Here is a 23,390-nt window from a genome sequence, read left to right on the forward strand (position 1 = left end):
AGGAAAGGTTCACCATGTCCCTTGTCATTGATATCCACGCACTACAAACTCTGCCGCCATCTCTGATCAACCGAGACGATACGGGTGCTCCCAAGTCCGCAATTTTTGGTGGGGTACCGCGCCAGCGCGTGTCCTCACAATCCTGGAAGCGCGCAATTCGAAACTACTTTGAAAAGAACGTCGACCCTGAGTTCGTGGGGGACCGCTCAAAGCGCTTGCCAGAGAAGATCGCGAAACTCGTTGAGAACCACGATGGCTGGGATTCTGAGCGCGCTATCAAACAGGTTTCTGATCTTTTCAAGGCCGCAGGTATTTCGACCGAAGTCGATAGCAAGCGGATCAAGGAACTAGAAAAGTCCGACGCCGAGGACAAAGAGGAGCTCATTAAGGAAGCTAGCTATCCGCGGACTAAGTACCTCATCTTCTTGAGCCCGCAGCAGATTGATCGCGCAGTTCGAGCGATCGTCGATGCTGACGGAGAGAAGATCAAAAAGGCTGAGGCTAAAGTGATCCTCGATACGCAGCATTCTGTCGATATGGCGATGTTTGGTCGCATGATTGCTGATGACGCTGCCTTCAATGTTGATGCCGCAGTGCAGGTTGCTCATGCGTTGGGTATCCACAGCAGCGCTCCAGAATTCGACTATTTCACTGCGGTCGATGATCTTGCAGAAGATGGTGAAGAGACGGGTGCTGGGATGATCGGCACGGTACAAATGATGTCTTCTACCCTGTACCGGTTCGCCACTGTGAACGTAGCTGGCCTTACGAAGAATCTCGCCTCCGAAGAGAACGCGAAGCAGGCTGCGGTTCAGTTTGTCGACGCGTTCATCAAGTCGATGCCCACCGGCAAGATCAATACTTTTGCCAACCACACGCTGCCTGAGCTGGTCTATGTCACAGTGCGCGATACCCGTCCGGTCAGCCTTGTGACGGCGTTTGAAGAGCCCGTCCAAGCCACCGACGACAAGAACCTGCGTTTAGCAGGTGCCGAAGCTCTGGCAAAGGAAGAAAGGGAGTTTGAGGAGAACTACGGTCTGAAGCCATTGGCTGCATTCGCGGTTGGAGTAAGCGAAGCGCGAGCACCGTTCGCTGACATCGCTGAGACCGTAACTTTGCCCGAACTTTCGGAACGTCTCACCGCAGCGTTGGATTCCTCCCAGTCCTAGTGAAGGGAGTCATCTCATGACATCGAGCTTATTACTGCTACTCAAAGCCCCGTTGCAGTCGTGGGGCAACGAATCACGCTACGCCACTCGAACAACGTCTCAGATTCCATCGAAATCCGGAGTGCTCGGCATGCTCGCCGCCGCCGAAGGTCGCCGGCGGACCGACGGCATTGAGGATCTCGCACGTCTGACGTTCGCTGTGCGAGTTGACCAATCTGGCAGTCTGCTGCGCGATTATCAGACGGCACAGGATTGGCAGCGCAATCCTAATGCATCTGCAAAATTGGTAACACGCTATTTCCTCTCTGATGCTGCCTTTGTTGCCGCCATCGAGGCAGAGGACCGCGGTTTACTTGAAGGTTTGGCTGAGGCGCTGAACAAACCTGCATTCCCCATTTTCTTGGGACGACGTTCATGTCCGGCACCGCCAAATTTGGTGCAGGGAATTGATGATATACCTGCGGTTGAGTCGCTTCAGGCGCACTCTACGTGGCATGCCACAAAGGAGTACATGAAGACCTGTGGAGAGAAGGTAGCCCTGCCGATTTATCGCGATGCAAAGCCAGGTGAACTCGGGGAGTCGTTGCAAGATGTGCCCGTGTCGTTTGACCCGAGGCACCGAAAGTACTCCTGGCGCACGGTTGTTCAACGTGAGAGCGCCATGGTTGATAATCCCTTGGATGCATCGCAGCTGCGGCCGGACCCATTCATGGAAGCGGTGATGAACGCGTGACCACGCTAACCAAGATCCTGATCAACCCTCAGTTGCGTCAAGGGCGGAAGCTTCTTACGAATCCACATGCCATGCATGCGGCAGTTAGTGCAGCTTTTCCGCCCGACATCGATACCGATGAAGCACGGTTGTTATGGCGGATTGATCGAAATGGTCACGAAAATGCTCTTTACATTGTTGGTCCCGAGAAACCGACGGCGTCTGGAATTGTAGAGCAGGCTGGCTACGACACACGGCCCGCCCAGTCTCTTGATTACACCCGCCTGCTGGGTTCCTTGCAGAAGGGGCAGCGCTGGAGGTTTGAGCTGCTTGCAAACCCAACCTATTCTCAGTCCAACAACGGAAAACGCGGCAAAGTTAAAGCCCACGTTTCAGTAGATCACCAGCTTGAGTGGCTCTATTCTCGGGCGGAAAAGGTTGGTTTTGCGTTGGCTCCGCGCGCCAATGACACCGTGCCTGCGGAAGAACGAGCACGTTGGTCGGTAGAAGATGAAACAGCCATCGTGGAGAGGCGGACCCTTGATTTCCGCAAAGGTGGGAACCGACGCCACATCCGTATTGTAACGGCCCGCTATCGTGGCACCCTGGAGGTCACAGATTCTGCGCTGCTCCGCTCCACTCTTACTCACGGCATAGGTCGTGCTCGTGGTTATGGTTGTGGTTTGATGACGTTGGCGGCAGTTTCTTAATGGCTACGCCACATGAGGTCCCTATCGCACGCCAGGCCTTGGCGCGCGTAGGGGACCGGATCAGTTTTCTTTACGCTGAACGCTGTGTAGTGAATCGTGATGGCAATTCGCTCACGATAATGGACCAACGGGGCATCGCTCATCTTCCAGCTACCCAAATCGCAGCTCTTCTTTTGGGGCCAGGGACAAAGATTACGTATGCTGCGATGGCCCTGCTTGGCGACGCTGGCGTAAGTACCGTCTGGGTAGGAGAGCGCGGTGTGCGGTACTACGCGCACGGCCGGCCGCCAGCAAAATCAAGCCGCATGGCAGAAATCCAAGCGGAGGTAGTCACTCACCAACGAAAGAGATTGGATTGTGCGCGCCGCATGTACTCGATGCGGTTTCCTGGCGAAGATGTGTCAAGTCTGACCATGGCACAACTACGTGGTCGGGAAGGCGCGAGGATGAAGAAAGTGTACGAAGCGGAATCGAAACGGACCGGAGTTTATTGGAATCGTCGATCCTATGATCCGAATGACTTCGATTCATCGGATCCAATCAACCAGGCGCTTACCGCTGCGAGCGCAGCGCTTTATGGAGTAGCCCATGCCGTAATCGCCGCATTAGGCTTCATTCCAGCCTTAGGCATTATTCATAACGGAACTGATCGTTCTTTCGTTTATGACATCGCAGATCTATATAAGGCAGAAATTTCAATCCCGGCTGCATTCGACGCTGTCGCTGCTGCCAAGGGAAATCCATCGACGGAAGTCCGTCGGCATGTTCGCGATTATGTTGTTTCGCACAGGCTGATGCCTCGCATGGTAAAAGACTTGAAATCGTTGTTCGATATCCCTGATGACGAACTTGTGAGTGATGTTGAACTTATGTTGTGGAGTGAACTCGAGGTTATTGCTTCAGGCGTGAACTGGTCTGAAGAGGAGACACTTTCATGATCGTTCTCGTCGTTACAGCGTGCCCGGCTGGGCTCCGAGGTGATCTTTCCAAATGGTTGATTGAATTAACTCCTGGAGTGTTTGTAGGTCGTCCTTCAGCAAGAATTCGTGATTTGTTGTGGGAGCGAACAGTCGAACTATGTAAGGACGGGAGAGCGCTATTGGTTTATTCGGCAGCTAATGAACAAGGCCTTGAGTTTAAGACTCACCGGCACCATTGGCAGCCAACAGACTTCGATGGAGTCACACTCATGGTTCGTCCCTCTCCTGAACGGAAGACTGTGCAGAGCAGAACTGGATGGTCGCGAGCACGGCAGGTCCGGTCTGCCTATCGTAAACAGAAAGGGAAGTAGAAAGAACTGGGGCACAGCCTCTCTCTTGCTGCTGAGAAGTCGTATGTAAACTGAACTTACGGCTCGTTAATGCGCTGTTCAGCAAGTGTGCTCCCCGCGTAAGCGGGGATGAGCCGTTGGGGATACGCCCACCGTGCTCACGGCTCAGGTGCTCCCCGCGTAAGCGGGGATGAGCCCGTTACGCACAACTGCGCCTAGTGGGGCGAAAGGTGCTCCCCGCGTAAGCGGGGATGAGCCGAATCGTAGTGTTGGCCTTGACCTGCGTGTCCTGTGCTCCCCGCGTAAGCGGGGATGAGCCCTCATCGCGAGGTAATCAACCGCTCGAGATGTGGTGCTCCCCGCGTAAGCGGGGATGAGCCCCGCTCGAGATGTGGCGAAAGCGTCATCCAACGGTGCTCCCCGCGTAAGCGGGGATGAGCCGACAGTCGGCGGCACACTGAGCGAGAAGCGGACGTGCTCCCCGCGTAAGCGGGGATGAGCCCCGTACTATCCCATTGCTCAGCTCACCGGGCCGGTGCTCCCCGCGTAAGCGGGGATGAGCCCTCTTGATACTGATTAGCGGATAGACCTACGGCGTGCTCCCCGCGTAAGCGGGGATGAGCCGGCCCTAAAGGCGCAGTAGAACCGGGCGAAGTGGTGCTCCCCGCGTAAGCGGGGATGAGCCCCCACCGCCATTAGGTCATTGCGTATCAATTGGGTGCTCCCCGCGTAAGCGGGGATGAGCCCACGTTTCCCTCGCTGTCGAGTTGCCACATCTCGTGCTCCCCGCGTAAGCGGGGATGAGCCCTCTGCTGATGCGATGGCCGCTCTTGATGAGGCGTGCTCCCCGCGTAAGCGGGGATGAGCCCCCGTCCGGGTACGTATTAACTCTCGTGGTGGCGTGCTCCCCGCGTAAGCGGGGATGAGCCGGCACTTCACGCGCTGTCCGATATCCCTGTCCGGTGCTCCCCGCGTAAGCGGGGATGAGCCCCAGCATGTCGACGGGATAGTCGCCGGACGGTAGTGCTCCCCGCGTAAGCGGGGATGAGCCCCTATGGGAATCTCGACGCCCATTAGAGACCGAGTGCTCCCCGCGTAAGCGGGGATGAGCCGTCAGCGTCCTGGTCGATGGTGAAGCCTTCGTCGTGCTCCCCGCGTAAGCGGGGATGAGCCCCAACTGTATGACGCAGTGGTAGAAGGAGTGTAGTGCTCCCCGCGTAAGCGGGGATGAGCCCCACCTGGAGGAAACCAACTAATGGCAGGCGAAGTGCTCCCCGCGTAAGCGGGGATGAGCCCCTACAGCCGCACAATCCGCGCAGCCCTCAAAAGTGCTCCCCGCGTAAGCGGGGATGAGCCCATGGGTAACGGCTGGGGAAACCTCCGTAACTCGTGCTCCCCGCGTAAGCGGGGATGAGCCCCCACTAGGGAGGGGCGCGCATTCCCCCAATCAGTGCTCCCCGCGTAAGCGGGGATGAGCCCTACCGGCTCACCGCCCTAGACCGGAAATACCAGTGCTCCCCGCGTAAGCGGGGATGAGCCCGACTCCGATACCGCGTGGCACGCCGCAAACCAGTGCTCCCCGCGTAAGCGGGGATGAGCCCATGCTCCGCGTGACGGCGCTTGGCTCCCCGGAGTGCTCCCCGCGTAAGCGGGGATGAGCCCTCCCAGAAGCCACCCACCAACACATCACCGTCGTGCTCCCCGCGTAAGCGGGGATGAGCCCTCTCCGAGCTCGCCGGCATGCGCAAAGCGGAGGTGCTCCCCGCGTAAGCGGGGATGAGCCCGGTTGACCTCCTTCCTGGCAGCGAGGTTGTGCGTGCTCCCCGCGTAAGCGGGGATGAGCCGTGATGAATTCATATCCTTTCTGGCCTGAGTGCGTGCTCCCCGCGTAAGCGGGGATGAGCCGTCTCTACCGACACTGTGCGCAATGATGTGAAAGTGCTCCCCGCGTAAGCGGGGATGAGCCCACCAGGCAGAAGTAGACCGCCTTTGGGCTTCAGTGCTCCCCGCGTAAGCGGGGATGAGCCCCTGGCGCTCGGTGTCGCCGGTGACGTTAAACGGTGCTCCCCGCGTAAGCGGGGATGAGCCGGAGCAGGCCAAGAAGGAATACGACTCCCTATCGTGCTCCCCGCGTAAGCGGGGATGAGCCCCACTAATGCCTAACTTTGCAATGCCCAACGTCGTGCTCCCCGCGTAAGCGGGGATGAGCCGGGTATTGGTTCACTGGTTCGCGCTCTCGTTCAGTGCTCCCCGCGTAAGCGGGGATGAGCCCCGCAAACTTTTAATTACGCACCCCGGTTACGCGTGCTCCCCGCGTAAGCGGGGATGAGCCCTGTCCGGTTCGTATTTGATGATTGTTACCCAAGTGCTCCCCGCGTAAGCGGGGATGAGCCCCCTAGTCGAAATGGTGGCCCGCACCATGGACAGTGCTCCCCGCGTAAGCGGGGATGAGCCGTCGCGGGATGTGCGCCGCGAAGTGAACACACTGTGCTCCCCGCGTAAGCGGGGATGAGCCCGAAGGCGCATGGCTGGCGGCCAAGGGCTTCAAGTGCTCCCCGCGTAAGCGGGGATGAGCCGGCGAAATCCTCGACTGGATGCAAGACCACGGTGTGCTCCCCGCGTAAGCGGGGATGAGCCCCTATTCGGCGGGTGCACTGCTGCCCGCGTCAGGTGCTCCCCGCGTAAGCGGGGATGAGCCCCCGCCCCCGTGCCTGGTGAAATCCGCATCACCGTGCTCCCCGCGTAAGCGGGGATGAGCCCCATATCGGGGATGGGAACCACCCCAGCGCTGAGTGCTCCCCGCGTAAGCGGGGATGAGCCGTTCTGAAAATGATCATGCTGTAGCTGCATCGGGTGCTCCCCGCGTAAGCGGGGATGAGCCCCGCCGGCCACTTTCCAGAATCAGGGTGCCGTAGTGCTCCCCGCGTAAGCGGGGATGAGCCCGGGATAGGCTTACCGGCCTCGTCAAAATCCTGGTGCTCCCCGCGTAAGCGGGGATGAGCCCAATCATGGCGTGGGGAAAATCAATCCTCACTAGTGCTCCCCGCGTAAGCGGGGATGAGCCGGGGTACGGGTTCTGCTGGGTGCCTTGCGCGATGTGCTCCCCGCGTAAGCGGGGATGAGCCCCCCACCACGGCGGGATAGGCGCGGCCTCACCTGTGCTCCCCGCGTAAGCGGGGATGAGCCCACGTCCAACCCGTTTATTGATTTCACTGACAAGTGCTCCCCGCGTAAGCGGGGATGAGCCCCTCATTCAGGATGCGCTCACTACGGGAACGCTGTGCTCCCCGCGTAAGCGGGGATGAGCCCACGAAAAGGATGACATGAACACCCCAAACCAGGTGCTCCCCGCGTAAGCGGGGATGAGCCCGTCGCCGGATAGTCCGACCCCGTTTGGTGAGAGTGCTCCCCGCGTAAGCGGGGATGAGCCCTCACCGGCACCAACGATAAAACCGGCGAGACAGTGCTCCCCGCGTAAGCGGGGATGAGCCGAAATCGCAGGTCGTACCGGCTCGCCAAATCTGGTGCTCCCCGCGTAAGCGGGGATGAGCCCTAGATTTGCTCAGTCAGCTTGACAGGGCGGGTGTGCTCCCCGCGTAAGCGGGGATGAGCCCCACGCGCAGACCTCCGATGGTCTGCGGGGTAAGTGCTCCCCGCGTAAGCGGGGATGAGCCCCACGATGCGCTCGGATGGTTCAAGGGCATCCAGTGCTCCCCGCGTAAGCGGGGATGAGCCGACCACGAAGCGTTCTCGGGTGCTGCTTCTAGGGTGCTCCCCGCGTAAGCGGGGATGAGCCGACCACCATTGTGCTAGGCGCTGGCTTTATTGGGTGCTCCCCGCGTAAGCGGGGATGAGCCCCCCTGGTTCTCCGACTCACTGACCATCACCGAGTGCTCCCCGCGTAAGCGGGGGTGAGCCCAGGAGCGATAGTTGCTTCTGACCAGCTTGCTGGTGCTCCCCGCGTAAGCGGGGATGAGCCCTCGTTGGAGAACCTGAGACCAGCGCACCGCTCGTGCTCCCCGCGTAAGCGGGGATGAGCCGTCTCCACCCCGGAACTGGACGAGGTACGGGGCGTGCTCCCCGCGTAAGCGGGGATGAGCCGCTTCATGTATGCCTCGAGCCGGGCGATGATGTGTGCTCCCCGCGTAAGCGGGGATGAGCCCCTAGGCGTCTCGCAAGGCGACCTGGTAGGCACGTGCTCCCCGCGTAAGCGGGGATGAGCCGCGAAAGCCCTTGCCTAGTCCGAGGTCGTCAGTGTGCTCCCCGCGTAAGCGGGGATGAGCCCTCGCTGACGCGCGCTTTGACATCTTTCGGGGAGTGCTCCCCGCGTAAGCGGGGATGAGCCCGGCCCAAGCTTCGTCATCATGTACTGGCGGAGGTGCTCCCCGCGTAAGCGGGGATGAGCCCGGGGTGGGACTGTCCGGCGACGTTTCACTAGCGTGCTCCCCGCGTAAGCGGGGATGAGCCGTCCTAGCCAAAGCTGGCCTACTCGCTGATGACGTGCTCCCCGCGTAAGCGGGGATGAGCCCTGGATCCCAGGGGCCTATCGGTAAGACTGGCCGTGCTCTCCGCGTAAGCGGGGATGAGCCCATTCCCAGTCGCTTAGCCTTCGCCCGGAAGTCGTGCTCCCCGCGTAAGCGGGGATGAGCCCTGTCCAAAATGGGAGGAGAATTCTCTCAGCTGGTGCTCCCCGCGTAAGCGGGGATGAGCCGTCGGAACGATGGGGACTGATACGAAACCAGCAGTGCTCCCCGCGTAAGCGGGGATGAGCCCGCCCCGTCAACCACAAGCTCAAACGTCAACGTGTGCTCCCCGCGTAAGCGGGGATGAGCCGTGAAGGTAAATCGTCGCGCACGCTGGGGTATCGTGCTCCCCGCGTAAGCGGGGATGAGCCCCTGGCAGAGCATAATGACCTACCCCGCCCCGAGTGCTCCCCGCGTAAGCGGGGATGAGCCGTACAGGCAGTATGCGGCGGCTACACGAGCGCCGTGCTCCCCGCGTAAGCGGGGATGAGCCCCCAATCGGCAAAATCTCTCAACCAATCAATGGGTGCTCCCCGCGTAAGCGGGGATGAGCCCACTCGCCGTGTTATCGCCCGCGACGTGCGGGAGTGCTCCCCGCGTAAGCGGGGATGAGCCCTGGATTGCCGATAAAGCCAAGGGCATCTGGTCGTGCTCCCCGCGTAAGCGGGGATGAGCCCCATTGGGGAGGAATCATGAACGATTTTGAGCGGTGCTCCCCGCGTAAGCGGGGATGAGCCCCACAATGGGGCAAGCGGAAAGTGTTCAGTATCGTGCTCCCCGCGTAAGCGGGGATGAGCCGTGAATACGGCCTTCGCGCCGTCCCATACCATCGTGCTCCCCGCGTAAGCGGGGATGAGCCCGCCCTTGGTGACATTGGTGTACGCATCAAAGAGTGCTCCCCGCGTAAGCGGGGATGAGCCCTTCACTCGGCCGATGTCGGCGGGGACCGTGACGTGCTCCCCGCGTAAGCGGGGATGAGCCCCAGGTCCGTCGGGAGGAACTTCTCGGGCTTCAGTGCTCCCCGCGTAAGCGGGGATGAGCCCACCACCATCTTCACCTGGAAAGAGAAACGCAAGTGCTCCCCGCGTAAGCGGGGATGAGCCCCAGCCCGAGTACTCCTGTGCAAACGTCTTCATGTGCTCCCCGCGTAAGCGGGGATGAGCCGCCTAACCGCCGCGGGGGTGGTCTAAATGACTGGTGCTCCCCGCGTAAGCGGGGATGAGCCCCCCAACCTTCTGATCCGTAGAGAGAAGGTAAGTGCTCCCCGCGTAAGCGGGGATGAGCCCAAGGAAAACATCCGCGCTGTCATTGGCAGGCTGTGCTCCCCGCGTAAGCGGGGATGAGCCCCAACAATTGAAAGCCCTAGGCAACGGTGTCGTGTGCTCCTCGCGTAAGCGGGGATGAGCCGAACGAGCACAGTACAGGGGGACATGGTGCGAAGTGCTCCCCGCGTAAACGGGGATGAGCCCTCCGGTATCCACTGGTCGGTGTATTTGGAGCGGTGCTTCCCGCGTAAGTAGGTATGAATCGGACACGCGGGAGCTAGCCCCATCGAACAACCCTTATCGCCTATTTGTGTGGCCGGGAACTTGCTATCGTCTTTCGAGGGATTCTTACTCTGGGACGCTTTGCTTGGTTGCAGTCGGTGCGTGGATCGTGTCATTTACCCGAGCGGCGATGAAACTGGATGGAGTCGAAGATTAAAAGTGATGTGATCAGCTAAGGTCAGTATCTGTGATTCAGGACGTCGACCCGCTCATCCATTTCCTGTACCAGGTCTTTGACCTCATCGGTGTGGTGCTTAACGGCATTATTGGCGGCACGATTGCGCGCCGTAGAGAATTCGACATCATCGGCTTCGTCTTTCTGGCGCTCTTTTCGGCGCTGGCGGGCGGCATGATTCGTGACATGCTGATTTCTCACGGCCCGGCAGCTGCTATCTCTGATCCGTGGTATCTCACTCTGGCGTGCGTGGGTGCGCTCATTGCCTTCTTGACGGACCTGAAGGGTAAGGCCTGGGAAATCTTTCTTGAGCATGCGGATGCTGTCATCTTGGGTGTGTGGTGCACGACTGGCTGTGTGAAAGCGCTGGCCTACGGTATGCCTTTTATTGCTTGCGTTTTCTTGGGCGTTCTCACAGCAGTGGGCGGCGGAATGGTGCGCGATGTTGCTTCCGGTCAGGTTCCCTCGGTCTTTGGCGGTAGCCCGCTCTATGCCGTGCCGGCTGTGCTCACCGGAATCGTGATGGCGACATTTGGGCACTTCGATAAGTTCGCCCTCGGCATGATCATCTCGCCATTCGTGGGCTTTGGCCTAGCAGTTATGGCGTATTGGCGCGGATGGGTGCTTCCACGGGCTGGTATTGCTCCCTTGAACTACACCGCAGCGCAGGTGGCATCAATTGCGCGAAGGGCTGAAATCAGAGGCTTTCGGCGGGGACGCAGAAAACGAAAATAGCTTCCCCACCAGGACTCGAACCTAGAATGACGGTACCAAAAACCGTAGTGTTGCCGATTACACCATGGGGAAACTGCGCACATATTATGTGCGCTGGAGGACATATTACATGACAGGTGTTGACCAAACCTAAACAGGTGCCCGAGACTTTCGGGAGCGTGGTTAACGGCCGACTTTTAGCTGGTGCCGGCGATGTCCAGTGGGGGAGATACAGTAGTAGACATGGTTCGACAAAGGATGACCGGGCGTGAGCGCCGTGAGCAGTTGATCTCCATAGGACGTGCAGCCTTCGCAGAACGCGGCTTCGATGGCGCCAGCGTCGAGGACATTGCAGCACGCGCTGGTGTGTCCAAGCCGGTGGTCTATGAGCACTTTGGAGGTAAAGAAGGCCTCTATGCTGTCGTCATCGACCGTGAGCTTGTCGCGCTAGAGAAGGTTGTGACGGATTCACTGCAGACGGGGTCGTGGCGCGAGCGCATCGAGCAGGGGGTCGTCGCTTTGCTGACCTACGTGGAGGAGGAAACCGATGGTTTCTTGATCCTCGTGCGTGACTCCAAGCCAGGGGAGGAGCGTAGCTTCTCCACGTTGTTGAACACGGCGGTAAATCAGATTGCGCATATTCTCGGTGAGGCCTTCGAACACCGCGGTCTCGACCCCGAGCTGGCGGTGCTTTACGGCCAGGCGCTCGTCGGCATGGTGGCCACCACGGCGCAGTGGTGGTTGGACGTGCGCGAGCCTTCGCGGGAGACCGTCGCGGCACACATCGTTAACTTGTGCTGGAATGGTCTTTCCGGCATGGAAGCAGCACCGAAGTTGAAGGGAGTAAGTAGGTGGCAACGCCGATGCTGGGCGGGCTGCTCAAGGTAGCCGCCTCAGATCCGAAACTTAAAGGGCTCGCCTCCCAAGTGGGGGAAGCCTCATTGCACATTACTGGCATTGACCAGGCGCGCCCGTGGGCCATCGGCACGCTGGCGCACCATGCGCCGGTGCTGGTGGTGACTGCCTCCGGGCGCGAGGCGGAGGATCTCACCGCGGAGCTGACGGCCATGCTGGGGGATAAGGTCGCTTACTTCCCGGCATGGGAGACGCTTCCGCATGAGAGGTTGTCGCCGGCCGCGGATATCGTCGGCAAGCGCGCGCGTGTGCTCGACCTCGTGGGGGCGGGCAAAGCCCAGGTCGTGGTGACCTCTGCCCGCGGATATTGCCAGCCCATCCTGAGCAAGGTGGAGGGCCGTGCGCCCATCTTCCTGAAGGAAGAAGATGAGCACGAGCTTTCTCATATCCTGTCAGAGCTGGAGTTTCGCGCTTATAAGCACGTGGATATGGTGGCCAAGCGCGGTGAATATGCCACGCGTGGCGGCATTCTCGATGTTTTCCCCACAACCTCCGATTACCCGGTGCGCGTCGAGTTTTGGGGCGATGAGATTACGGATATCCGTCAGTTCTCTGTGGCGGACCAGCGTGCCATCCCCGAGATTGAGGTCGGCGAGGTCGCTATCTATCCCGCCCGCGAGCTGCCGATCACTAATGAGGTCGCCGCACGTGCCCGCGAGCTGGCGCGGAAGTTTGGGGGCAATGCGGCTCTGGCAGAGCTGTTGACCAAAGTAGGGGAGCACATCCCGGCCGAAGGTATGGAAGCCGTGCTGGCCGTGCTTGCCGACGTCCCCTTTGTCACCCTCCCTGAACTCCTTGCAGCAGGCACCCATGTGTTGCTCGTGGCGCCGGAGAAGATCCGCACCCGCATTGCAGACCTGGAATCCACCGATGCGGAGTTCTTGGCTGCTGGCTGGGAGGCCGCCGCGATGGGCGCGGATGGTCCGTTGGCTGCCGAGGGCTTGGACACCTCGGCGTCGAGTTACCGCTCCTATGAGTCTTTAGAGACGACGTGCCGGAATATCGAGGCCCCGCTGTGGACTTTCGCCCCGCCAGGGATGTTCGCCGCCGCCGAATCGGAAACCCTGCCGCTGGACTTTGAGCCCGGACCTACTCCGCGCGGTGATATCACAGAGATTGATGCCATGATGGCGCAGCTTCTGGCGCACACCACCGCCGGCGGGCGTGCCGCCTTCATCGCCCCTGCGCAGGGTGCGATCAAGCGCATGGTGGAGCGCTTCGCGGAAAAGGGCATCCCCACCAAGGTGGCCACTCCTGGGTGGGAGCCGAGCCCCGGCGAGGTCACGCTCTACCAGGCCTTGTCCCATGCGGGTCTGGTGTTCCCAAAGGTACGCAAGCTGAAGGATGCTGAGGCGCTGCCGCTCGTTGTCATCACGGAAACCGATCTGACGGGTAACCGTGTGGGCGATATTGCGGGGGCGAAGCGTCGCCCAGCAAAGCGCCGCAACCGCGTGGATCCCCTCGCACTCAAGCAGGGCGACTACGTGGTGCATGAGACTCATGGCATCGGCAAGTTCCTTAAGATGGCCGAGCGCACCGTCCAATCCGGTGATGAGACCTCCCGCCGCGAGTACATCGTGCTGGAGTATGCGGCGTCCAAACGCGGTCAGCCGGCCGACCAGCTGTGGGTGCCCATGGATTCTTTGGATCTACTGAGCAAGTACACCGGCGGCGAAGCGCCGACGCTGTCCAAGATGGGCGGCTCGGATTGGAAGAACACCAAGAAGAAGGCGCGCGCCGCAGTGCGCGAGATCGCCGGGGAGCTGGTGGAGCTTTATGCCAAGCGCCAGGCAGCACCCGGTCACCAATTTGGCCCCGATACCCCGTGGCAGGCGGAGATGGAGGATAACTTCCCCTTCGTCGAGACGGAAGACCAAATGCTGGCCATCGATGCCGTCAAGGAAGACATGGAATCCACGGTGCCGATGGACCGCGTGGTCGTCGGTGATGTGGGCTACGGCAAGACCGAGGTAGCCGTGCGTGCAGCCTTCAAGGCCGTGCAGGACGGCAAGCAGGTGGCGGTCCTCGTGCCCACGACCCTGCTGGCTCAACAGCACGCCGATACCTTCCGCGAGCGCATGCAAGGTTTCCCGGTGGATATCGAGGTGCTCTCGCGCTTTACTTCGGCCAAGGAGTCCAAGGAGATTCTCGCCGGTTTGGCGGATGGTTCCGTGGATATCGTTATCGGCACGCACCGCCTGCTGCAGACCGGTGTGCAGTGGAAGAACTTGGGCCTCATCGTGGTGGATGAGGAGCAGCGCTTCGGTGTGGAGCACAAGGAGCACATCAAGGCGCTCAAGGCTAGCGTGGACGTGCTCACCATGTCCGCGACACCGATTCCGCGCACCTTGGAGATGTCCATGGCGGGCATCCGCGAGATGTCTACGATCTTGACTCCACCGGAGGACCGTCACCCGGTCCTAACCTATGTGGGTGCGTACGAGGATAAGCAGGTGGCCGCGGCCATCCGCCGCGAGCTGCTGCGCGATGGCCAAGTCTTCTTCATTCACAACAAAGTCGCTGACATCGAGAAGAAGGCCCGCGAACTGCGGGACCTAGTGCCGGAGGCGCGCATCGTCGTCGCGCACGGCCAGATGAACGAGGACGTGCTTGAACGCACCGTCCAGGGTTTCTGGGACCGCGAATTCGACGTCCTGGTGTGTACCACCATCGTGGAAACCGGCCTGGACATCGCTAATGCGAATACCCTCATCGTGGAAAACGCCCACCACATGGGTCTGTCCCAGCTCCACCAGCTGCGCGGGCGCGTGGGCCGCTCCCGCGAGCGCGGCTACGCCTACTTCCTCTACCCGAAGGGCGCCACGCTGACGGAGACCTCCTATGACCGTCTGGCCACCATCGCCCAGAACAACGATCTGGGTGCGGGCATGGCCGTGGCCATGAAGGACCTGGAGATGCGCGGCGCCGGCAACGTGCTGGGCGCCGAGCAGTCCGGCCACATCGCTGGCGTGGGCTTCGATCTCTACGTGCGCCTCGTTGGTGAGGCTGTGGAGACCTTCAAGGCGCTTGCGCGCGGGGAGACCCCCGTGGTCACGGACGAAGGGCCAAAGGAAATCCGCATCGACCTGCCGGTGGATGCTCATATCCCGGAGTCCTACATCAACTCCGAACGTCTCCGCCTGGAGGTTTACCGCAAGCTCGCAGCTTCCAAGGAGAATGCGGATCTGGCACACGTGGTGGAGGAAATGCAGGACCGCTACGGCCCCGTTCCGGAGCCAGTGGAACGCCTGCTCGCGGTAGCACGCCTGCGCCACCAGGCCCGCCGGGCCGGGGTCAGCGATATTACGGTGCAGGGCACGCGCATTAAGGTCCACCCGGTGGAATTGGCGGATTCCAAACAGGTTCGCCTCAAGCGCCTCTTCCCGGGCTCGAATTACCGCGCGGCGGCCAAGGCCATTCAGCTCAACTTCCCCAAGGCTGGCCGCAATGTCACTGATCCCAAGCTGCGAGACATTGAACTCCTGCAGTGGATGGCGGATTTCTTGGCGTCGATGTTCGAACTCGAGCGCGTCGACGTCAGCGGTGCTAAGACTAAAAAGAACGTCATTAGCGTAGGAGAAAAATAATGGACGCCGCGAACAACCACATTGGGCCTAGTAGAGCTAATCCCCGAATCATCATGATGGTGGTGTGGATGTTCGCGGCGTTGTTCAGTATCCCCGTCTCCCTGGTTATCAAGTTCAGCGGTGAGAACGGTGGCTGGCTCACCTTCATTTTGGTGATGTTTGGGATCTTCCTGGTTGGCTTCTGGGTGTTTCTCGGGTTGCTCCCGCTGTTCATCCGCAGTGATTACGCAAGCCGCTTGGAGTGGGCATGGGCATCGATGGCCCTAGCGTTCATCGGCTTCATCGTGGGCAACGCCAACCTGCCGGACTTTGGGGACATCGGACCAGCCACCGTGCCGACGTGGTGGTTTGGCAACGAGGAAGCGGCCTCTATTACTGGTGGCATCTTCCTCGTCGTCAGCGCCATTGGTCATGTGCTGTGGCTAGTGAGCTGCATCGCGTATGCGGTGTTATCGCACCGCTCGGCGCCCGAGGCCTTCTAGAGCACCAAACGACCGGTGCCCAAGCCCCACACCGCAGCCACCGCGCCGATAATCACCAGCGCAACCACGAACCACTCAAAAGTATTGAACACGCGTTCCTTCTTGTACAGGCGGGTGGCCACGTAAGGAATCATGCTGGGGACCACGGCCAGTGCACCAAGCAGCACGTAGACCGGGTCAGCAGCGTAAATCAGCCAGATGGAATAAATGAAGGCGACTAGGCCGATGAAGAGATGGCGCCGGTTCTCGCGGTGGCTCATCTCCGGGCCCGAGATGTCGAAACGCACCCCGGCATGCGGGTGCGTTAGTCCCTTGCCGCGCACGGCCAAGAGAACCAGGTACAGCGAGGAGAAGATGTAGGGCAGCAGGTACATGATGGTGGCCAGCTGCACCATGGCGTTGTAAGAAGTCTCGTTGAGGAAAAAGACGATGACGAAGAGCTGAATCGTCAGCGTGGAAATCAGCTGCGCTACCCACGGCGCGCCGGCGATGTTCACAGTGCCGATCTTGCGGGGGAGAAGACCATCGACGGCCATCATGACGATCGGCTCCGCGCACAGCATCTGCCAGGACACGTAGGCGCCGAGCACGGAAAGGCACAGGCCGAGAGAAATGAGCGCGCCACCCCATTCACCGACCGCAGCGGTGAGCACGGAAGCCATGGAATTATCCGGCAGTGCTGCAAGCTCTTCCTGTGTGAGTACGCCGAAGCTCAGCGTGGACACGGAGACCAGCAGTGCCAAAACGCTGATGAAGCCGATGACGGTGGCGCGACCGACGTCGGAACGGGTGCGCGCCTGCTTCGAATACACGGATGCGCCCTCCACGCCGATGAAGACCCACACGGTAAAGAGCATGATGCCCTGGACCTGTTCGAAGAGGGACTTGTCGGAAGCCTTGCCCCAGATATCCAGGGTGAACTTATCCCAGCTAAAGCCTACGAAAGCGAGAATGACGATGAAGGCCAGGATGGGCACAATCTTGGCCACAGAGGTCACCATGTTCATGATGGCCGCCTGCTTAATGCCGCGGGCAAGCACGGCAAAAATACCCCAGGACAGCAACGACACCGCAATGGCGGAAACCCAGCGGTGGTCGGCGTCAAAGAAAGGGACGTAGTGGCCGATAGTGTTGAAAAACAGGGTGGCGTAGCCCACCTGCGCCATCACGGAGCCGAGCCAGTAGCCCCAACCAGAGGTAAATCCGATGAAATCACCTAAGCCGGCACGAACATAGGAGTACACGCCGGAGTCGAGATGTGGCTTGCGGTGAGCCAGGATCTGGAAAACGAAAGCAACAGAGAGCATGCCCACGCCAGCAATGAGCCAGCCGATGAGCATGGCACCAGGGCCAGCCACGGAGGCGATGTTCTGCGGTAGAGAGAAGATTCCGGCGCCCACCGTGGAACCGATGATGAGCGCGACGAGCGTCCACAGCGTCACGGAGTGCGTGCGCGGCGATTCGGTGAGATTGGAAGTGGTCATTGGTTAAAAATACCCCTTTAGGCGGGCTTTTGTGCAACTGCAGCGAAAGTTCATGGAGGCTGGGACCTATACTCGTTGCTTATGACTGTCCTGTTGTTAGATCCGCGCTGGCCCACCCTAATACCCATGGAGGCCGTTGGAAAGCTGCAGGGACCTGTTGTTTTCACCGATGAAGTACCAGTGAAGGTTCGCTGGGACTTCGACCAGTTATTGTGCGGTGAGGATCCTGCAGGCCACGGTGTTGTGGTGAGCACAGATCCTTCCCATCCGCAGGTGCGCGCGCTTATCGACGCCCACGCGGAGCTCATCCTAGCCCCCTCCTTGGAGGAACCGATGTGGCAAGCGCGCGAGGTGATGACGCGTGCGCGGCGCATTGGGGAGTGGGAGCGCGATCAAACCCACGAGACTCTGCTGCCGTATTTGGAGGAAGAATCCGCGGAATTTGCCGAGGCTGTGCGGGAGCACGCTTCGGATGCTGAGCTGCTCAAGGAATTGGGCGATGTCTTCCTGCAGATCCTCTTCCACGCCGAAATCGCGGCGCGGCGTGGGGCCTTTAACCTTGATGATGTTGCGATGTCTTTCGTCAACAAAATGCGCTCCCGCGCGCCCTACCTTTTTGATGGCTCAGAGGACATCGTGGGGGTAGAGGAGCAGGAGCGCCTGTGGGCCGAAGGTAAGGCCCGAGAAAAGAAGGACTAGCCCTTCTGGATCATGGAGGACAGCAGGGGAGCATAGTCAGCGATCTTGGAGGATAGACCCGTGCCACCGGTGGCGATGGTGTCTTCCTTAACAATCTTGCACTCGAGGGCGCGGTCAGCGGTCTGGCCGGCGTACTTCACAGCGGCGAAAGCCAGCGGACCGAGCTCCGCGGAGTTGCCCAGTGCGGTGAGGTTCTTCGAAAGCTGGTTGCGGGTGGTGTCCGGAGTCAGAAGCTCGCCTTCGGTGCTTTGATCGATGAGCGTGAGGGTGCTGCGCAGGGTGTTGCAGTCAGCCGACTGGATGCCCTGGGAAAGGAAGCCGCCCAGCTCAGTAAGGGAAGCGGCGGAGGCGGTAGCGGGTGCGATGGCACCCAGAGTGACAACGGCGGAAGCAGTAGCGAGGATACGACGGATGGACATGGAACTCCTTGACTAAGAGAAAAGCACGTTTCTAGAACGGACAGTGATAGAACGTGGAGCACCAGCGGGGCCTCGGCTCTCTGTTCAACGCTGCAGTGTAGCGCAGAATGTTACGCATGGGAACATTTTGACATAACTTTTGTTCCGCAATGGTCGTGGGCCTTGTCTATGCGGTCGCCGCGTGGCGCCCTCTGTGTCGCTCGACCCCCTTCCTGCAACGGGCTGTAGTATTCACCTTTATGACGCAGGGGCTTAGGAGGATCGGGGGCTGTGGCCTTGGCATTGTCTTGGCTATCATTCTGATCATTTCCCTGGTGGCCTGGAGTCTTTCCTTCCTAGATAAGCCATCCCCGTTCCGGCAGCTTTCCCCCGTCCCAGAGGATCTACCACCCGTGGGCGGGGTAGAAGTGCCCAATATTGATGTCGAAGGTCCGGGGCGCACGGCGGATAAATTGACGTGGTGGTCCGACCAGCTTGCTGATGCCACCAGCATCCCCGATCAGGCCTTGCGGGCCTATGGCAATGCGGAGTTGATTGCGCGGCAATCATGGCCGAACTGCAATCTGCGCTGGAATACCCTCGCAGGGATCGGCTGGGTTGAAAGCCGACACGGGACCTATAACGGCAATCTCTTTCACCGTTCTTCGCTCGATGAGAACGGCTACCCCGACCCGCCCATCGTGGGTATACCTCTCGATGGCACGAACAACACCACCATGGTTCCGGATAGTGACGGCGGCGTGATTGACGGCGATTCCGAGTTTGATCGCGCCGTCGGGCCGATGCAATTTATCGCTTCTTCTTGGGAGCATTTAGGCCGTGATGCCAATGGCGATGGGGTGGCTGATCCCAACCAGATCGACGATGCTGCGCTAGGTGCCGCCGCATTGTTGTGTTTTGGAGATAGGGACCTTTCCACGCCGGAAGGCTGGCGCTCAGCCGTCCTTAACTACAACCAATCAGAGGACTACCTGCGTAAAGTGGCGGCAGCGGCGAACTCCTACGCCATTGAACAGCCTGCGACGTCCTAGTCCCTTCCTAGATCTTTGTCACGTTGTCCGTTTAAGCCCGACACGTTCCGAAGTTTTCTGGAACAATTGGCTGCAGGTGGTTTGGGAGCACCTCCCAGAACACAAACCAAGATCAATTTGGCTCTATAGGAGTGAAAGCAGCATGGCTGACATCATCCACGTAATGGCACGCGAAATTCTTGATTCCCGCGGCAACCCCACCGTTGAGGCTGAAGTCTTCCTCGACGATGGCGCACGCGGTGTCGCCGGCGTTCCGTCTGGCGCTTCCACCGGTGTTCACGAGGCTCACGAGTTGCGCGACGGTGGTGACCGCTACTTGGGCAAGGGCGTTCTTAAGGCTGTTGAGAACGTCAACGAAGAGATTGCTGATGAACTTGCCGGCTTCGAGGCCGATGATCAGCGCCTCATCGACCAGGCTCTGATCAAGCTGGACGGCACGGAGAACAAGTCCCGCCTCGGTGCCAACGCCATCCTGGGCGTGTCCATCGCAGCAGCTAAGGCCGCTGCCGAGTCCGCTGGCCTGCCGCTCTACCGTTACGTAGGTGGCCCGAACGCTCACGTCCTGCCCGTTCCGATGATGAACATTGTCAACGGTGGCGCCCACGCAGACTCTGGTGTGGACGTTCAAGAGTTCATGATTGCCCCGATCGGCGCAGAAAGCTTCAGCGAGGCGCTGCGTATCGGCGCAGAGGTCTACCACGCATTGAAGTCCGTTATTAAGTCCAAGGGCCTGTCCACCGGCCTCGGTGACGAGGGCGGCTTCGCTCCGGAGGCTGAGTCCACCAAGGCTGCTCTGGATCTCATCATTGAGGCCATCAAGAAGGCAGGCTTCGAGCCGGGCAAGGATGTCGCTCTGGCGCTCGACGTTGCTTCCTCCGAGTTCTTCAAGGACGGCAAGTACCACTTCGAGGGCGGCGAGCACACCGCTGAGGAGATGGCCAAGGTCTACGAGGAGCTCGTTGCTAAGTACCCGATCGTGTCCATCGAGGACCCGCTGCAGGAAGATGATTGGGAGGGCTACACCAAGCTCACCGAGACTCTCGGTGACAAGGTTCAGATCGTCGGCGATGACTTCTTCGTCACCAACCCGGCCCGCCTCCAGGAGGGCATCGACAAGAAGGCTGCCAACGCTCTGCTGGTCAAGGTCAACCAGATTGGTACCCTGACCGAGACCTTTGACGCCGTCGAGCTGGCTCACCGCAACGGTTACCGCACCATGATGTCCCACCGCTCCGGTGAGACCGAGGACACCACCATTGCTGACCTCGCAGTCGCCCTGAACTGTGGCCAGATCAAGACCGGTGCTCCGGCCCGCTCTGAGCGCGTGGCCAAGTACAATCAGCTGCTGCGTATTGAGCAGGAGCTGGGCGATGCTGCTGTTTACGCCGGACGCTCCGCATTCCCGCGCTTCCAGGGCTAAGTTCGCCCACTAGCTTCTGATGTCAGTCTTCTCGGACTGTTCGCTAAGCTAGCGTTAATCCAGAAGGTGTCACAGGAAACTGTGGCACCTTTTGCGTTGGGAGGGCAGCCGTGGAGGCTAAGCTGACGCAGCGCACCTAGTGGAACGGACTCTAAACTTCTGTGACACGTGTTATTTCTGAGACACGACGCGCGCCGCACAGCACTGGGGCCGGTCCGGGATACAATGGCTTCCCGATGGCACGCACTATTTCTCCCCGCACGAAGCGCCGGAACACCGTTCCGGTACACACGCGTGCCCGCGATGCGCAGCGCACCAAACGGAAGAAGACCCCGGTCCAGCCCAAGGGTCTGGACATTCTGGGCGTCGGCGTGATCATTGCCGTTGTTCTCGTAGTCTTATTATCCATTGCTGTTCCGCTGCGCAATTACTACCACGGCCAATCAGAAATTGCCCGCCTAGAAAGCTCTATTGCCGCCAAGCAGGCCCACAAGGAACACCTCCTCACAGAGATTGATAAGTACAACTCGGAGGAGTACGTCAAGCAAGAGGCGCGTCGCCGGTTCGGTGTGATGGATGAGGGTGAAACGGCCTTCCGCATTATGGATCCACGCATGGACTCGGGTGACACGGTAACTTCTGAGCGCCGCGAGGATACCGATGACCGCGAGTGGTACACGGTGTTGTGGGATTCGGTAGCAGAAGAAGCAGAGAATCAATCGGAAGCCCCTGCTGAATAGGACTCAACCATTCCTCCGTGTCACAATGGTTCCTATGACCGTGACCGATGCTGATCTTGAAGTCGTCCGCGAACAACTGGGCCGCACCCCACGTGGTGTCGTGGACATTGCATACCGCACTCCGGACGGAGCTCCGGCGGTGATTAAGACCGCGCCTAAGCTTCCCGACGGCACCCCGTTCCCCACTCTTTATTACCTCACCGACCCGCGCTTGACCGCCGAAGCATCGCGCCTTGAAGTTGCCCATGTCATGAAATGGATGGAGCAGCGCCTGGCAGAGGATGAGGACCTGAAGAAGGATTACCAAGCCGCGCATGAACACTACCTGACAACCCGCAACGCCATGGAAGACCTAGGTACTGACTTTTCCGGTGGTGGCATGCCTGAGCGCGTGAAGTGCCTTCACGTTCTTATCGCTTATGCTCTGGCGGAGGGGCCAGGCCGCGTACGGTTCGGCACCGAAGCCGTAGCGATGGCCGCAGAACACGGTAAACTTCGAGGAAGCGCCATCCCAGAGGATTGGCCCACCGTGGGGGACTTGGGCATTGATATGGCCCAGTTCGATTTTTCTAACGCCGGTTAAGAGAAAGGCTAGCCTTATGACTCGCGTCGCTGCTGTCGACTGCGGAACCAACTCCATCCGCCTGCTTATTAGTGAGATTCAGGAAGACGGAAAGATCCGCGATATCTCCCGCACCATGGAGATTGTTCGTCTCGGACAGGGCGTCGACGCCACCGGCGAGTTTGAACCAGAGGCCCTTGCGCGGACCCGCGCGGCACTCGAAAACTATGTCAAGCAGATGAAGTTTGAGAAGGTCGAGCGCGTGCGCATGGTGGCCACCTCAGCCACCCGCGATGCAAAGAATCACCGCGAGTTCTTTGACATGACTGAGGAACTGCTCGGTCAAGTCCAGCCTGGTGCTCGCGCGGAGGTTATCTCCGGCGAAGAGGAAGCACTGCTGTCCTTTACTGGCGCGGTGGGGGACCTGCATTCTGAGGAAGGCCCATATTGCGTTATCGATTTGGGTGGTGGTTCGACGGAGTTCGTCGTTGGCACCATCGACGGTGAGATTCTCGGCTCCCACTCGGCACAAATGGGCTGTGTGCGCCTTACCGAGCGCATCATGCGCAATGATCCGCCGACCGAAGCGGAAATTGAGATCGCTACGGATTACGTGGCTGAGCGCATGGCCGAAGTTGAGAAGATCGTTCCTATCGATAAAGCCCTGACCTTCGTTGGCTGCGCCGGTACGTTTACGACTCTGTCGGCACTGGCCCAGGGGATGGAACGCTACGATGCTGATTCCATTCATGGCTCCGAGCTGCGTTTCGACGCCCTGCGGGTGCTCACCCGACAAATGATTGGTCTGCCCTCGGATGTTCGTGCTCTCAATCCCGTCATCCACCCAGGACGCGCGGATGTTATCGGCGGTGGATGCGTGGCGGTCGAGGGCATCATGACGATGATTGAACGCAATAGCGAGGCACGTTCTTTCTTCATCAGTGAGAAGGACATCCTCGATGGCATCATTACTGGCCTTGCAGCAAAACTACTGAGCTAAGGGCGGAAGGTTGCGCAGAAGCCGACCCTATTTTCAGTTCATGACTATCCTTGCCCTAAGATAAGTGGGCACGGTTTGGCCCCCATAGCCCAATCGGCAGAGGCAGTCGACTTAAAATCGATTCAGTGTGGGTTCGAGTCCCACTGGGGGCACCATGACCAGTGGAAACGCTGGTTCAATCGGGGGTGGAGAGCGAAAACTATCCCAAAAGTCTCGATTTAGTCAACGTGG

The 23,390-nt window shown here is 59.8% G+C and carries 17 protein-coding genes, 1 tRNA gene and 1 CRISPR repeat array; of the genes, 16 read left to right on the forward strand and 2 right to left on the reverse strand.

Annotated elements, in window-relative coordinates:
• The first annotated feature begins 14 nt into the window (after window positions 1-14).
• The 9 genes from cas7e (at window position 15) to CAURI_RS04790 (ending at window position 15,804) form a co-directional block, all read left to right on the forward strand.
• Window positions 15-1,169 carry a type I-E CRISPR-associated protein Cas7/Cse4/CasC gene (gene cas7e, locus CAURI_RS04750; RefSeq protein WP_010187430.1) on the forward strand — a complete coding sequence of 385 codons (1,155 nt, stop codon included), beginning with the start codon at window positions 15-17 and terminating at the stop codon, window positions 1,167-1,169.
• Between the two features lie 16 nt (window positions 1,170-1,185).
• Window positions 1,186-1,902, forward strand: a complete 717-nt coding sequence (gene cas5e / locus CAURI_RS04755) for a type I-E CRISPR-associated protein Cas5/CasD (RefSeq protein ID WP_010187429.1) — start codon at window positions 1,186-1,188, stop codon at window positions 1,900-1,902.
• A complete protein-coding gene (cas6e, locus tag CAURI_RS04760; RefSeq protein WP_010187428.1) occupies window positions 1,899-2,591 on the forward strand; it encodes a type I-E CRISPR-associated protein Cas6/Cse3/CasE in 693 nt (230 codons plus the stop codon). The genes cas5e and cas6e overlap by 4 nt, the downstream gene beginning before the upstream one ends.
• A complete protein-coding gene (cas1e, locus tag CAURI_RS04765; RefSeq protein ID WP_010187422.1) occupies window positions 2,591-3,529 on the forward strand; it encodes a type I-E CRISPR-associated endonuclease Cas1e in 939 nt (312 codons plus the stop codon). The genes cas6e and cas1e overlap by 1 nt, the downstream gene beginning before the upstream one ends.
• Window positions 3,526-3,882: a type I-E CRISPR-associated endoribonuclease Cas2e gene (gene cas2e / locus CAURI_RS13305; protein WP_010187420.1), complete on the forward strand. Its 357-nt coding sequence runs from the start codon at window positions 3,526-3,528 to the stop codon at window positions 3,880-3,882. The genes cas1e and cas2e overlap by 4 nt, the downstream gene beginning before the upstream one ends.
• An 87-nt stretch (window positions 3,883-3,969) precedes the next feature.
• Window positions 3,970-9,852: a CRISPR direct-repeat array (repeat unit 28 nt; unit sequence GTGCTCCCCGCGTAAGCGGGGATGAGCC).
• Between the two features lie 269 nt (window positions 9,853-10,121).
• Complete coding sequence (locus CAURI_RS04770) at window positions 10,122-10,841, forward strand: trimeric intracellular cation channel family protein (RefSeq protein WP_029158861.1); 720 nt, start codon at window positions 10,122-10,124, stop codon at window positions 10,839-10,841.
• 222 nt (window positions 10,842-11,063) lie between these two features.
• Window positions 11,064-11,708: a TetR/AcrR family transcriptional regulator gene (locus CAURI_RS04780; RefSeq protein ID WP_049754573.1), complete on the forward strand. Its 645-nt coding sequence runs from the start codon at window positions 11,064-11,066 to the stop codon at window positions 11,706-11,708.
• Window positions 11,684-15,322: a transcription-repair coupling factor gene (gene mfd / locus CAURI_RS04785; protein ID WP_010187414.1), complete on the forward strand. Its 3,639-nt coding sequence runs from the start codon at window positions 11,684-11,686 to the stop codon at window positions 15,320-15,322. Before CAURI_RS04780 ends, mfd begins: the two co-directional genes overlap by 25 nt.
• The gene (locus CAURI_RS04790) at window positions 15,322-15,804 is read left to right on the forward strand and encodes a hypothetical protein (protein WP_010187411.1); all 483 of its coding nucleotides are present in this window, start codon (window positions 15,322-15,324) and stop codon (window positions 15,802-15,804) included. Before mfd ends, CAURI_RS04790 begins: the two co-directional genes overlap by 1 nt.
• On the opposite strand, the gene CAURI_RS04795 is transcribed toward CAURI_RS04790, so the two are convergent.
• The gene (locus CAURI_RS04795) at window positions 15,801-17,288 is read right to left on the reverse strand and encodes an amino acid permease (protein ID WP_010187409.1); all 1,488 of its coding nucleotides are present in this window, start codon (window positions 17,286-17,288) and stop codon (window positions 15,801-15,803) included. The genes CAURI_RS04790 and CAURI_RS04795 overlap by 4 nt on opposite strands.
• Before the next feature lie 81 nt (window positions 17,289-17,369).
• Between CAURI_RS04795 and CAURI_RS04800 the strand changes: the two genes are divergently transcribed.
• Window positions 17,370-17,987 (forward strand): MazG nucleotide pyrophosphohydrolase domain-containing protein, encoded by a 618-nt coding sequence (locus tag CAURI_RS04800; RefSeq protein WP_012714962.1) that lies wholly within the window; start codon window positions 17,370-17,372, stop codon window positions 17,985-17,987.
• Here CAURI_RS04800 and CAURI_RS04805 read toward each other — a convergent pair.
• Window positions 17,984-18,406, reverse strand: coding sequence for a hypothetical protein (locus CAURI_RS04805; RefSeq protein WP_010187396.1), 423 nt, complete (start codon window positions 18,404-18,406; stop codon window positions 17,984-17,986). The genes CAURI_RS04800 and CAURI_RS04805 overlap by 4 nt on opposite strands.
• A 239-nt stretch (window positions 18,407-18,645) precedes the next feature.
• Here CAURI_RS04805 and CAURI_RS04810 point away from each other — a divergent pair, with 239 nt between their 5' ends.
• The 6 genes from CAURI_RS04810 (at window position 18,646) to CAURI_RS04835 (ending at window position 23,314) form a co-directional block, all read left to right on the forward strand.
• On the forward strand, window positions 18,646-19,437 hold the full coding sequence (locus tag CAURI_RS04810; protein WP_029158859.1) for a lysozyme family protein: 792 nt from the start codon (window positions 18,646-18,648) through the stop codon (window positions 19,435-19,437).
• 142 nt (window positions 19,438-19,579) lie between these two features.
• A complete protein-coding gene (gene eno / locus CAURI_RS04815) occupies window positions 19,580-20,857 on the forward strand; it encodes a phosphopyruvate hydratase (RefSeq protein WP_010187392.1) in 1,278 nt (425 codons plus the stop codon).
• 236 nt (window positions 20,858-21,093) lie between these two features.
• Window positions 21,094-21,597, forward strand: a complete 504-nt coding sequence (locus CAURI_RS04820) for a septum formation initiator family protein (RefSeq protein WP_010187384.1) — start codon at window positions 21,094-21,096, stop codon at window positions 21,595-21,597.
• A gap of 34 nt (window positions 21,598-21,631) precedes the next feature.
• Complete coding sequence (locus tag CAURI_RS04825; protein ID WP_010187383.1) at window positions 21,632-22,180, forward strand: DUF501 domain-containing protein; 549 nt, start codon at window positions 21,632-21,634, stop codon at window positions 22,178-22,180.
• Window positions 22,181-22,196: 16 nt separating this feature from the next.
• The gene (locus CAURI_RS04830; protein ID WP_010187382.1) at window positions 22,197-23,159 is read left to right on the forward strand and encodes a Ppx/GppA phosphatase family protein; all 963 of its coding nucleotides are present in this window, start codon (window positions 22,197-22,199) and stop codon (window positions 23,157-23,159) included.
• Between the two features lie 78 nt (window positions 23,160-23,237).
• A tRNA-Leu gene (locus CAURI_RS04835) sits at window positions 23,238-23,314 on the forward strand.
• Window positions 23,315-23,390 lie beyond the last annotated feature (76 nt).

The organism is Corynebacterium aurimucosum ATCC 700975, assembly GCF_000022905.1.
Classification (GTDB): Bacteria; Actinomycetota; Actinomycetes; order Mycobacteriales; family Mycobacteriaceae; genus Corynebacterium; species Corynebacterium aurimucosum_F.